We start from the raw sequence: 13,561 nt of genomic DNA on the forward strand, positions 1-13,561 counted from the left end.
TCATATGGAAAAAACAACCGCCCCATTCATTTCAACACAGGTCAGTTCGGGGGAATACTACTACCTCAATTTAACCCCGGAAAAAGACGCGACCGAAGTTGTGGTCTGCGGCGGCCGCGAACAGTGCGCACCGAGTTACCGCATTGAACGGAACAGCTTCCGCTTTTTCTCCATTGAGTTTGTCTCGTCCGGCCGCGGATCCCTCACCATAAACAATCAAACCTATCCGCTGCGCCCCGGCGCCATCTATTGCTACGGACCGCGAACAAAGCACATCATCGAAACCGATGCCGAAAACCCCATGCTGAAGCATTTTATCGACTTCACAGGCAGCTCGCTGGCTGCTCTTCTGAAACGCACCGGTTTTGCAAAAGGAGAACCGCTCTTTGTCTCCCGCCCGTTCCGCATTCGGAACATCTTCGAAAACCTCATCACCACCGGCAATACCGAAAGCCGGAACCGGAATGAACTTTGCGCCCTGCTGCTGCGCCAGCTCATTCTCACGGCCGACGATAATTCCATGGATGCCGATGCCGCATTTTCGCCCGCGTGGCAGACCTATATGCGATGCCGCCAATACATTGAACGCAACTACCTTGATCTGCCGAACATCGGGAAAACCGCCGAAGCCTGCTTTATTGATCAGGCCTATCTCTCACGCCTTTTCAAGCGGTTTGCCGAAGAATCTCCTCTCCAGCTGCTGACCCGCCTGAAAATGAGTAAGGCCGCCGACCTGCTCAGCAGCGGTGATTTTCTGATCAAACAGGTCGGCGAGCAGGTGGGCTTTCCCGATCCCTACCATTTTTCCCGCGTTTTTAAACGCGTCTACGGAATCCCGCCCGAAACCTTCACCCGTGCAGCCCGACGACAGGGATAAAAAAACGGCGCACAGGAAAAGAGGAGAAAACCTGCGCGCCGCAGACACCGGAGTGTCTTATAATACCAAACGTTAAAACTATCCGGTATAAATTTGATCCCTCGCAGAGGCGCCGAGGACGCAGAGAAATTCCGTCATAAACGGCCCGCGCTCTCTGCGCGGAATAACGCTGTCGTTAAGACCGGAATGTTTTAGTAAATGGTATAAAATGTGATTCACTCTGCGCTCCGCTTCCCGTCCATCACCCGGCGCAGTGTGTTCCGGTGTTTCCGAAGGTAAAATGACCGGTTATTCAGAAAATTGCACCTGCACTTCAAAAAAACGTACGGCAACGCGCATTATCATTCAGCAAACCGCTATACCGGAGTTGGGCGCTGCATTTTCCGGACGCGCAGCGGAAGCGAGGCCATCGCCACATCATCAATGGAAAGATTGATCTGATAATCGGTGAACTCATCGAATTTCACATTCTGGAAATTGAGAATCAGATTCACCGCCACCGAACCGATATCCGACCCCATCCGGGGATGAACCTCCCCCTCCATGGTCTGAAAAACCGGAATCCCGTCTGGATTCACCAGCTGAAGCTTTACGGCATGCCGACCCTCCTCCATTTTATCGAACCGAAGCCGGAGCGCAATGGCACAGGCCGGATGAACAACCGGAAGCCGGGCCGCATAAATCTGATCGAATGTGCCCAGCAGATTCAGTTTTCCGTGGTTATCGGTGGCAGCATCGCAAAGTGCAAAAACTTCAACTTTCATAATCAGTCTCCGTCACTGAAGTTAGGCGAAGGCCCCTTCCGGAAAAAGAAAGAAGTTCCGGAGATTGGAAATCAACCTGTCACCGCCCCTTCAGAAGCAGGCCCGACCAGCTTGGCATATTTGGCCAGCACACCGGTTTTATGTTTCGGACGCGGCTGTTTCCAGGCGCTTGAACGCCGGGAAAGTTCCGCTGCCGAAAGCTTTACCTCAATAGAACGTCTGGAAGCATCAATGGAAATAATATCCCCGTTTTTCACCAGTGCCAGCGGACCGCCCACATAGGCTTCCGGCGTAATGTGACCGATCACAAAACCATGGCTTCCGCCGGAAAACCGACCGTCGGTAATCAGCGCCACCTCTTTACCCAGCCCGCGCCCCATAATCGCCGATGTCGGCGAAAGCATTTCACGCATACCGGGTCCGCCCTGTGGACCTTCATAACGAATCACCACCACATGCCCCGCCTTAACTGAACCGTCGAGAATTTTTTTCAACGCCTGCTCCTCGGAATTGAACACTACGGCTTTTCCTTCAAAAAAAAGTCCCTCTTTACCCGAAATTTTAGCGACGGCTCCGTCAGGAGCCAGGTTCCCTTTCAGAATGACCAGATGCCCCTCCTTTTTAACCGGACGGTTCATGGGCCGGATAATCTCCTGCTTTTTCGGATAAGGCTTCACCAGAGCAAGATTCTGCTTCAGTGTTTTACCGGTAACCGTCATGCAGTTTCCATCAATCAGCCCCTCCTTCATCAGTCGGGCCATCAACGGAGCCACCCCCCCGATCTGCGCCAGATCATTCATCACATATTTTCCGCTCGGCTTCAGATCCGCCAGCACCGGCACCCTTTTTCCAACCGCAGTAAAATCGGACAGCCGAAGCCGGACCTTGGCCGCTTTGGCCATAGCCAGCAGATGCAGCACCGCATTGGTGGATCCTCCCAAAGCCATAACCACGGTTATGGCATTGAGAAATGCCGTCCGCGTAAGAATATCGGAGGGTTTAATCCCCTTTTCCACCAGATGCATCACCGCCCGCCCGGCAGCATGCGCCTCCTCTTTTTTATCCTTCGAAACCGCTACGCGCGAAGAACTGTTCGGCAGCGCCATCCCCAGCGCCTCAATGGCTGAAGCCATTGTGTTGGCCGTGTACATGCCGCCGCACGATCCCGCACCCGGAATGGCACAGCGTTCGATTTCCGCAAGCTCCGCTGAACTGATTTCGCCTTTGGCATGCTGCCCGACGGCTTCGAATACAGAGACAATATCCACATCCTTTCCGCAATAGCACCCGGGTTTAATGCTTCCGCCATATACAAAAACCGATGGTCGGTTCAGCCGGGCCAGCGCCATCAGACAGCCCGGCATATTTTTATCGCACCCACCGAAAGCCACCACGCCATCAAACCCTTCGCAGGCCGTAACGGCTTCAATAGAATCCGCGATGATTTCGCGCGAAACCAGAGAATATTTCATCCCCTCAGTGCCCATGGAAATGCCGTCGGAAATAGATATCGTATTGAACTGCACTGCTTTGCCGCCGGCAACGGAAACCCCCTTTTCCGCCTCATCAGCCAACCGGTTGATGTGCATATTGCACGGGGTCACCATACTCCAGGTGGACGCGATGCCGATCTGCGGTTTTTTAAAGTCGGCATCCGAAAATCCCACCGCACGAAGCATCGACCGGCTGGGGGCCCGCTCTACACCGTCGACAATGGTGGATGAATACGATCGCTGCTCTTTCCCGAATTTTCTTGCGCTCATATATTGCCCTCCGAGGTTAACGGCAGTTTAAAAGGCTTTCATCCGGTTGCAACCCATTAAACCGTATTTCACCTACGAGAAAAGGTGCTTTCCGGGCTCCCGTAAATTCGCATTTTCCGGAAACCGGAAAAAAGTTCCATAGGCTGAAACCGGTATTTTTACCTGAAATCAACCGCCATTCGCCAACTCCCCGTAAAGTTGGCGCATTTTTTGCATAAAGTGCGAAAGTAACTTTTAAAAGAAGGAGCTTAATATGAAAACGTGGTCAATTGTTGCAGTGGAAATTTCAATGGCTCTGACGGGAATCGCCATGATCGGTCTGATGGTCATCGTGGCATTCGATTAATCTGATTTAAAAAAGGGATATTCTCCCGTGGTTCCAATGGCTGGAAAAATCCTCCTCCCGGGATCCAGTCATTGGAACCTTTTTTTATAGGTACGTGCCGCGGCGATAATCTCTTCTTCGCCATCGACATAACCATGCCGCATAACCACCCGACCGTTGCAGATCACCGTATCAACACACGATGAATCCGCGCTGTAGACCATATCTGAAATAAGATCGTATCCGGGAACAAGGCGCGGATTCTCCAGATCCACCAGAACGCAGTCGGCCAGCCGCCCCTCCGCAATCACGCCCGCTTCCAGCCCCAGCGCTTCAGCCCCGTTAACCGTAGCCATATCAAACACCGTCTTTGCCGGCATTAACGTCGGATCAGCATGAACCACTTTAGCCTGCAGCGCGGCCAGCTTCATCTCCTCCAGCATACAGAGATTATTGTTCGAAGACGCACCATCGGTCCCCAGTGAAAGCTTCACCCCCGCCTGCAGCATCTTCTGAAACGGGAAACTGCCGGAAGCCAGTTTCATATTCGATCCCGGATTGTGAACCACCTGCACACCGCGATCCGCAAGAATCCCGATTTCCTCGTCGCTTACATGCACAACATGTGCGGCAAGCGTCTGCTCATCAAGCACACCGTTTTTTTCAAGCCACTGGACCGGCCCCAGCCCATGCTCCGCCAGGCAGTCCTCCACTTCTTTCTCCGTTTCCGAAAGGTGGATATGAAAAAGCAGTCCGTGTTCACGGGCAAAACGCTTCGCCCATTTCAGCGATGATTCGGAAACCGTATAAATGGCATGCGGCCCCAGCGAAAAACCGATGCGGTCGGAATAGCGTACAGATTCTCCATACAGCTTTTCCGCAAGTTTACGTTCTTTTTCCGCCCGCCCCTCATCGTTGAGATCGATGAATACCGATGACAGTACGGCGCGCAGCCCCATTTCCTCAACGGCACGCGCCACACCGTGATAGTGCCAGTACATATCCGCAAAACAGGTTGTCCCGGATTTAATCATCTCCAGGCAGGCCAGCCTCGCCCCGTGGTAAATATCCTCTTCCGTCATTCCGGCTTCAAGCGGCCAGATATGATTGTTCAGCCAGTCGTGCAGATGCAGATCATCAGCATAACCGCGCAGCAGCGTCATCGAAGCATGCGTATGCATATTGATGAGCCCCGGAATAATCGCCATTCCCTTCCCGTCCAGCACCTCATCCGCCCCGGTTTCAATATCCGGAGCAATGGACTCAAAGCGGTTTCCTTTAATCAGAACATCTGTACACGCCCCGTTCAGCTCTACATTTTTAATCAGTAAACTCATACAATTCTCCAATCACCGGAAACTCTAAACACCCCGCCGCAAATAGTCATTCCCCTTTTGGCTTCCAACCACTGAAAAACCATGGCTTTAATTAGGTTTTGGATAAGGGGAATTTCATGAAGCTATTTGTTCCGGGCAGAATCTGTCTTTTTGGAGAGCACTCCGACTGGGCAGGCGGATACCGCCGCATAAATGCAGACATCGAAAAAGGTACGGCACTGATCGTGGGAACCAATCAGGGTCTGTATGCCGAAGTAAAACCGCATCCGGATAAACTGATTCTCAAAGCCTGTTTTGAAGACGGCCGTCGGGCAGAGCCCATTGAACTCCCTATGGAGCGTGATGCCCTGCTGAACGAAGCGGTTAAAGGCGGATTCGCCAGCTATGCCGCCGGTGTGGCCTATCAGATTCTTACCCACTACCGCGTCCGGGGCCTGGAAATCGATAATTACCACACCGACCTTCCGGTCCAGAAAGGGCTTTCCTCCTCGGCAGCCATTACCGTGCTGGTGGCGCGGGCGTTCAACCGGATCTATGATCTGAAAATGACCGTACGCGGGGAAATGGAATACGCCTATCTCGGCGAAATTACAACGCCGTCTCGCTGCGGCCGCCTGGACCAGGGCTGCGCATACGGAAACCGACCCGTCAAAATGACCTTCGACGGCGACCGGCTCGACGTAGAGGAACTGAACGTTCCGGTTCCGCTCCATTACGTCATCGTTGATCTGAAAGCGCACAAGGATACGGTCGAAATCCTCGCCAAACTGAATCAGTGCTATCCTTTCGCTGAAAATGAAACCCAGAAAAAGGTTCAGGAATACCTCGGCCCGATCAATGCCGATATAAATGCCCGTGCTGCAGAAGCCATCCGTCACGGCGATGCGGAAACCGTCGGCAGGCTTATGGTAGAAGCACAGGCCAGGTTCGATGAACATCTGCAACCGGCCTGCCCTTCCCAGCTGACATCACCCGTACTGCATAAACTGCTGGCCTATGAACCGATTCAGAACTACATCCTCGGCGGAAAGGGCGTCGGCTCGCAGGGCGACGGCACCGCACAGTTTCTGGTTAAAAACCGGGAAGCTCAGGACAAGGTGATTGAAATTATCGAACGCGACCTGCAGATGCCCTGCATGAAACTGGATATTGAATCCGTCAACCAGCTCCGCAAAGCGGTCATTCCGGCCGCCGGTTTCGGCGACCAGCTCTTCCCCTCTTCCAAAACACTGAAGAAAGAAATGTTCCCGATCATTGATCACGACGGCCGCGCCAAACCGGTTATTATGGTGATTGTTGAACAGGTACTGAATGCAGGTGTCGACGAAGTCGGCATTGTTATTCAGGAATCGGACCGCGAACTGTTCGAAGATTTTTTTCATCAGCGACTGCCGATTGAACATCTGCACAAACTGCCGCAGGAAGACCAGCGCTATATGCAGCACATCATGGACATCGGAAATAAAGTTTCGTTCATCGTGCAGGAGGGGCAGGAAGGCTTCGGACACGCGGTCTATTCGGCCAGAGAATGGGTGGGGAACGAACCGTTCATCCTGATGCTGGGCGACCACCTATTTGCTTCAGAAACCGACAAACCCTGCATTCAGCAGTTGATTGAAGTGTATGAAAAAACCGGTCGAAGCGTGGTCGGCCTGCGGGAAACCCCGGAAGAAAAAATCAAACACTTCGGCTGTGCCACCGGCATTTGGGAATCGGACTGCGATATGCTTTCCATCACGGAGTTTGTGGAAAAACCGACGGTGGAATATGCCCGCAAACATCTGGATACACAGGGCGTTCCCGAAGGTCATTTCCTCGCCATTTTCGGGCAGTACATTCTCACCCCGCACATCTTCCAGCTGCTGGAGGATCATATTTCACGGAATGTTCGCGAAGGCGGCGCGTTTCAGCTGACTTCCTGTCTCGACCGACTGCGCCAGGAGGAAGGCTTCCTCGGTCTGCGGATTAAAGGACGGCGTTTCGACATTGGAAATCCGGAAGATTATCGTCAGACCCTGATCGAGTATCAGAACAGTTAGCACGAGTTTCCTGTTTACTGAACTGAACTCATCCTCCGCACAGGCCCGGAAATCTTAATATGCACCATCCTGTTTAAAGACCGCCTTGAACGTACGGAAGATGATAACGACATCAAGCCAGATGGACCAGTTCCGCACATAGTACGGATCCCATTTTTCCATGCCGGCGGTACCGGCCTCACTCCGGCCGGAAACCTGCCAGAGACCGGTAATACCCGGCTGCACCTTATCACGGAGAAAACGGACCTGTTCCGGCAGTTCATCGAAATGGTATTGGGGCAGCGGCCGCGGCCCCACCAATGACATCGTTCCGCGAAGTACATTGAACAGCTGCGGGATTTCATCCAGCGAGGTTTTTCGCAGAAAATTTCCAACCTTTGTTATCCGCGGATCCTTCTTCAGCTTAAAGTGCTTTTCCCATTCCGCCCTCAGTGCGGCATCCTTTTTCAGCGCACGTTCCAGCACTTCTTCAGCATTCGGCACCATGGTCCGGAACTTCACGGTACGGAACGTCCCCCCCGTCCGACCGACACGTTTCTGCAGAAAAATCGGATTTTCCCGGTCCTCCAGCCAGATCAGAATGTACAGCAGAAGCATCAGCGGAGCCCATAACGGCGATGTCCCGAGAACCAGCACCAGATCCATAAACCGTTTAAAAAACCGGGAAAACGGATTCAGCAGATTTTTTGTAATCTCCAGTCCCAGAATCCCCTGCAGATCGCGGGGAACCACCCAGAGCGAAGGCGCATCTTCCAGGTCAGGAATCAGAATGACCCGGCGGTAATAGGCCAACGGTCCTTCGAGCATTTCGACCACCTGATGCCGGGAACGCCGCGTTCCCGAAGTCACAATCGCTACCGGTGTTCTGCTGGTGATGTTATGAAGATCTCCCCTCACGGATACCCCGCGAATAATCGACCCCTGCGCCGCCTCATCCGAAAAAACGGCCGCCGGAATATAGCCAAGCCCCGGCTCCCCACGCAGCGCATCAATCACCGTTATCACCGATCGGCGGTCCCCGTACACCGAAACCGGGACGCCCCACGCAGCATGCCGGATAATAAAACCGCGCATGAACGCCCGTCCCAGCGGAATCAGCACCGCACTGAACAAATAGGTGAAAAGAAAAACGATACGACTCTGAACAATGGTTACTTTGGCAAAAAACGAAGCAACCAGAACAAGGGTCAGCATGATGAACAAGGCATACTGAATCCGGCGGAGCTCATCCACCACCCCGATGCCCCAGCCGGGCAGCAGCCGGAAAACCGCAGCAATAACAAGCCAGACCGGTACAATCAGATACCCATGTTCCAATTTTAGCGGCAGATCATTGATCCATAACAGAATCAGCTTTGCCCATACAACCGCAATACTCACCACAAACGCATCGGAAAAGGCCACGGCCATGGCATTGAATACGGCACGACGGTAATAACTGGATGGTTTCGCTCCCGCAGAATCAACATTAACAATACTTTTTTTCAAATAAACTCCCTGAATATTGAAAAACTCATACCAAACTAGTACAATATACTAGATCAACTAATATGATTACAAATAATGTTAACGACTAATGCTCCATCAGCCTGAAGAGCTCATCAAGCGAACGGTCACCCTCCGCCTCTTCCGGCTCGCCGGAGAACTGGTTAATCACAGCTTTCACATCAACTTTTTCAGTTGGTGCCGGAGCTTCAGAAGCCGGATCATTCTCTCCCCGCAGCTGCCTTTCCAGCCATTGGATATTTCTGCGTGATGACGGAGAACGCCGGATCGTCTCCATATGCCGGAAGGCCGCAAGCGAAGCCTCAAACGCCTCCGCTTTACGAAGTTCCGCTCCCAGAATCCACCAGTATTCATCGTTGAACTTCCGGTAATTACAAGCTTCACGAATCAGCTGCAGCCCTGCGGATTCCAGCACTGTATCCCGCTCAAACTCCCGGGCATCAGGAGCATGATAGCGACTCAGAAATATTAATGTTCGCCCCAGCGATATCAGCGACTCAGGATCTTTAGGATTATGCACGACCGCTTCTTCAAAAGCATCCCGAGCTTTTTCCGCCCAGGCGATTTTTTCATCCGGAACCAGACAGTGACGGCACTCTTCATGCGCGATCTGCCCCAGGCCGCGATGCGCCTTCCAGTTATCCGGTGCCAGCCTGACCGCCATTCGATATTTTTCAGCAATGCGCTCTGCATTCCCCGTCGGGTCAGACTGTTTCGCCGATATATAATCCCCCGCAGCATTGAAAAAGGCCGACCCCATCACCGGCACAGCCGCAATCGCCAGCAGAAGAAATCCCAAAGCCGGTATCCCTTGAAAAATACCGCTCAACACATTGCGTTTTCCGGCCGTTCTTCGCTCAGCATCAGCACGTTGCTCATCCCCATCATCGACTCGACGTTGCGACCGGTTCTTTCTGCGGTTTTCTGAATGCTTCGATCTGCGGTCCGACCCCGCAATCGGCCCCACTGCCAGCGCCGCCAGCAGCGCAAACATCATGGCATTCGGAAAAACATGCATTTGAAAATCAAAGAATGAATGCACCATCGTACCGGCCACCGCCCCGAGAAACGCAAAACCCATAAAGGCATGACGCGTCTCCTCAGCCCGCAGCGACTTTACCAGCAGCCAAAGGCAGCCCCACAGCCAGGCCAGTGCAAACAGAATGAACCCGACCAGACCGAATTCGGAAATCAGCTCAAGATATTCATTGTGCGGATGTCCCGTCAGAATTCGCTTCCCTTTAAACCGCTTCCTGAACTCCGGATAAGCATACCGATAAGATCCCGGCCCGTATCCCGTCATTGGATTCGCCGAAATCATATCCAGCGTATCCATCCAGGTCTGCGGACGGAAATCCGGCGCATCGCTGCCGATCCCTTCCTTTGCCTGCCCCTCAATAAATTCCACCACCGGCTCCATGCGCCGCTGGAAGGTCTCCGAATAGCGCCAGGCTCCCACGAGCAGCAGCACAGAAGAGAGCGGCACCAGAATCACCAGCCCCGCAAACAGTTTTTTACTTTTCCGCAACGCCATCAGACAAAGCACAACCCCGACCCCGGCAATACTGCCCAGCCAGCCCGCACGCGACTCCGTCAGAAACAGCGGCGGAAGCATCGCCACAAAGCTGTACGCCGCCAGAATTTTCAAATAGATCCCGCTCTGAGGAATAAACAGCAGCGCCAGACAGAACGGCAGCAGCATCTGCATCAGATGCGCAAAATGATTGGGACAGATATACGTCGAAGCCAGCCGTTTTGAAGAAGTCAGATAATGATCCGTATACCGTTCCGTCCAGAGAATGGACATCGGCGATTTGAAATGAATAATCATACCGTACAGCGCCAGCAGCATGACGATAAAAATCAGTACGCCGAGAATAATACGATTATCCTTAAAGGCTGTAAGTTCCCGTCCCCAGACCATGAAAGAACCGATGACTGTTGCCAAAAACAGCATCCGCACCTTGGCCTCAAACGTCATCAACGCATCCGGAATCATGGCCATACCCCACAACACAAACAGCACCCAAAGCCATGACGAAACCGGAAATTTCACATCCGCTTCCCGCTCATCCGCCCGCCGGAACGCCCCCGCCGCCCCCCGCAGCAGCGCCGCCGCCACCGCAAACAGCCCGACCACAAAAACCGGAGCCAGCAGCAGATGCTTATCCTGACCGACCACACCGTAGAGCAGGAAACAGACAATTGTAATAATCAGAAGAAGTAACGAACTCATATAGATATTTATTTAAACGGATTCACTTCCATTGGAACACAAAAAAAGCGCACACAACTTTTGTGTGCGCTTTAACGCAGATCCATAGCTTACCGGCAGCCCCGAACCTGTTGTTCAATCCATGCATATGTTTTTTCCATACCGATATGCAATGGCAGAGAAGGAGCCCAGCCAAGCCTCCCCCGAATCATTGAATTTTCTGAATTGCGCCCCCTCACCCCGAGCGGTCCCGGAATATGCTTCAGATGAATTTCTTTCCCCGCAATAGTTGCAATCATTTCAGCCAAACCGTTAATCGATATCATCTCATCCGATCCAATATTCACCGGATCCATACAGTCGGATTCCATTAGCCTCCGTACCCCTTCAAGACACTCATCAATATACAGAAACGAACGCGTTTGTTTCCCATCACCCCACACCTCAATCTCTCCGCCATTTTCTACTTCGGCAATTTTACGACACATGGCTGCCGGGGCTTTTTCTTTACCGCCGGACCACGCTCCTTCGGGTCCGAAAATGTTATGAAACCGGGCAATATGCACCTCGATCCCATAATTACGGGCATAAGCCATATAGAGCCGTTCACTGAACAGTTTTTCCCAACCGTAATCCGAATCCGGCTGAGCCGGATAAGCATACACCTCCTTTAAACCCGGATTATCGGGATCAGTCTGTATCGTTTCCGGATAAATACAGGCCGAAGAAGAATAAAATATTTTGCCGACTTTTTTCCGCACAGCTTCTTCCACCACATTCAGATTACAGAGAGATGAATTATGCATTACTGCGGCATCATGCTCGCCGGTAAAAATATATCCTGCTCCTCCCATATCCGCAGCCAGCTGATATATTTCATCTATCCCTTCATCTACTACTGAAGCCACCAGTCGCGGATCACGTAGATCTCCAACAATAAATTCATCCGCAGGTACGGCAGAAAATTCATGCCTTTTAAGATCCACTCCCCGAACCCAATATCCTTCATTTTTCAGTCGCTTAACCAAATGCCCGCCAATAAAACCGCCCGCTCCGCATACCAATGCTTTTTTCATCAATTACCCTGCCTTTCTAAAATATATACTCCACCAAACGGATCATCCTCAACAAGCCGGACATGCTCTTTAATCACATTGGAAAACTGTTCAATAGCAGCGGTCTTTCGTGGAAAACGAATTCGTAATGACGAGGGTTGATTAAACACGTCACCCAAAATAAAGACTTCACCCTCTGTCTCCGGAAGTTCAAATGCAAGCAGCCTATCTTCAGACCATTCGTGTAAATAAAGCACATCTCCTTTGAAATGATATCTTAAATACCGTTCAAAAACCGGATTTCCCGCAGTCACCACCAGATCGGATGCCCGGGCAATTTTCAATACACTTTCCGCTTTGTTCTGCTGATAATCTTTATCCGCATCATAGAGCTGCTGTAACGCGCCCGAATTATGAACAAACAGCAGCACCGTCATCAGAAACGGTAACCAGAGACGGTTATCAACGGTTAAAGGCAATAATACCACACCGCACAGCAACAGACAAAACGGCATCATTCCCATTACCCACAACTCCGGATTTCCGGGTTCTATAAACAGAAGCAGGAAACCATAACCTGAAAAAAATAAAGCGGGGGGAATCAATGCCCGGATACCGAAAGGGAGTCTATATCGTTTCCTCTCTGAAATGATATTTTTCCAAATCCATACCGCCCGGCCGATACACACGGCGAACACTCCGAAAAAAAGAAAAAAAGTACATGTGGAAAAAAGAACATGATAACGGGACAGACGTACACCGAGGTAGAATTCCTCCTGTAACATACGTCCGGCAAACAACTCCCCAAGAAAAGCCCTTATTGACCGAAATCCCAGCAAAAACTCATTAGAAATAAGACACTGGAAAAAACCGACCGCAGCCTTAACCAAACTGCCTAATCCGATCATCGAAAACTGAGTTCGTCCGCTGAGATGTATATGAACCAGCTGATCGGTTACAAAGTAGATCCCGCTTATGAAAAGAAAACTCAAACCGATATGCAGACTCATAAGTTTCGGTCGGCGCTGAACCAAATAAAATGCAGGAATTGCAATAAAAACCGCAATCGCATTCATGATATGCATCATCACCGCTGCAATGGAAAAAATTACCGACAAGATAAAACTGCGTTTCCCCAAAACCTCATCTGTAGAATAGTATAATGCCGCTGTAATAAAAAAAGAAGCTATAAGCGGTATTTCCGATTCAGCCGAATACCGCCAGAACCCATAACTCACCCCCATAAAAAGAGTGGAAATCAGAGAGCTGACAGGACGCAGGCTGTACCGCTTATAACAGAATAAAAAAAAGAAAAATAAAGTCCCGGCCGCAGAAAGCGCACTGAACAGGCGCATCACGGATATTGCCCGCCCTTCATAGCCTAATGTTCCCGCCGCCGTAAAAACCGACCGCATCAATGGTGCATACAAAAGATGATGCTCGTGATAAAACCATAGGTGCTCACTTCCCTGCTCCACCATTAACGCATATTCAAATACGTCTTCTGCTTCCGTTCGGTTCTCTATCTTATTTCCTGTTTCCCAGTAAAACAGAAACGACCCGACGAATAACAGAATGTAAAAAAGACGTTTCATATCAATCTCAATCCGGCGTTCGAGCAACATGCGGAATCACAAGCTGCGAAAAGTCCTGCCAAGTTGCCCAACAGACTTCCAGGCA

Annotated in this window: 9 protein-coding genes; 2 read left to right on the top strand and 7 right to left on the bottom strand. The window is 51.4% G+C overall.

The window, feature by feature from the left end:
* The first annotated feature begins 4 nt into the window (after positions 1 to 4).
* Positions 5 to 877, top strand: coding sequence for an AraC family transcriptional regulator (locus EGM51_07895; protein ID QBG47312.1), 873 nt, complete (start codon positions 5 to 7; stop codon positions 875 to 877).
* A gap of 356 nt (positions 878 to 1,233) precedes the next feature.
* Here the strand turns inward: EGM51_07895 and EGM51_07900 are convergent, their stop codons facing one another.
* The 3 genes from EGM51_07900 to EGM51_07910 form a co-directional block, all read right to left on the bottom strand.
* A complete protein-coding gene (locus EGM51_07900) occupies positions 1,234 to 1,641 on the bottom strand; it encodes a hypothetical protein (protein QBG47313.1) in 408 nt (135 codons plus the stop codon).
* 71 nt (positions 1,642 to 1,712) lie between these two features.
* Positions 1,713 to 3,404 (bottom strand): dihydroxy-acid dehydratase, encoded by a 1,692-nt coding sequence (gene ilvD, locus EGM51_07905; protein QBG47314.1) that lies wholly within the window; start codon positions 3,402 to 3,404, stop codon positions 1,713 to 1,715.
* Positions 3,405 to 3,818: 414 nt separating this feature from the next.
* Positions 3,819 to 5,066 carry an amidohydrolase gene (locus tag EGM51_07910; GenBank protein ID QBG47315.1) on the bottom strand — a complete coding sequence of 416 codons (1,248 nt, stop codon included), beginning with the start codon at positions 5,064 to 5,066 and terminating at the stop codon, positions 3,819 to 3,821.
* A gap of 116 nt (positions 5,067 to 5,182) precedes the next feature.
* Between EGM51_07910 and EGM51_07915 the strand changes: the two genes are divergently transcribed.
* Positions 5,183 to 7,105: a GHMP kinase gene (locus tag EGM51_07915; GenBank protein ID QBG47316.1), complete on the top strand. Its 1,923-nt coding sequence runs from the start codon at positions 5,183 to 5,185 to the stop codon at positions 7,103 to 7,105.
* A 54-nt stretch (positions 7,106 to 7,159) separates the two neighbouring features.
* Here EGM51_07915 and EGM51_07920 read toward each other — a convergent pair whose 3' ends face one another.
* The 4 genes from EGM51_07920 to EGM51_07935 form a co-directional block, all read right to left on the bottom strand.
* Complete coding sequence (locus EGM51_07920; protein ID QBG47317.1) at positions 7,160 to 8,593, bottom strand: exopolysaccharide biosynthesis polyprenyl glycosylphosphotransferase; 1,434 nt, start codon at positions 8,591 to 8,593, stop codon at positions 7,160 to 7,162.
* Positions 8,594 to 8,678: 85 nt separating this feature from the next.
* Positions 8,679 to 10,847: a hypothetical protein gene (locus tag EGM51_07925; GenBank protein ID QBG47318.1), complete on the bottom strand. Its 2,169-nt coding sequence runs from the start codon at positions 10,845 to 10,847 to the stop codon at positions 8,679 to 8,681.
* Between the two features lie 89 nt (positions 10,848 to 10,936).
* Entirely contained in the window at positions 10,937 to 11,902 is a 966-nt protein-coding gene (locus EGM51_07930; protein QBG47319.1) for an NAD-dependent epimerase/dehydratase family protein, read from the bottom strand.
* The gene (locus tag EGM51_07935; protein QBG47320.1) at positions 11,902 to 13,506 is read right to left on the bottom strand and encodes a hypothetical protein; all 1,605 of its coding nucleotides are present in this window, start codon (positions 13,504 to 13,506) and stop codon (positions 11,902 to 11,904) included. Before EGM51_07935 ends, EGM51_07930 begins: the two co-directional genes overlap by 1 nt.
* Positions 13,507 to 13,561: the final 55 nt, after the last annotated feature.

The organism is Verrucomicrobia bacterium S94, from assembly GCA_004299845.1.
GTDB lineage: Bacteria > Verrucomicrobiota > Kiritimatiellia > Kiritimatiellales > Pontiellaceae > Pontiella.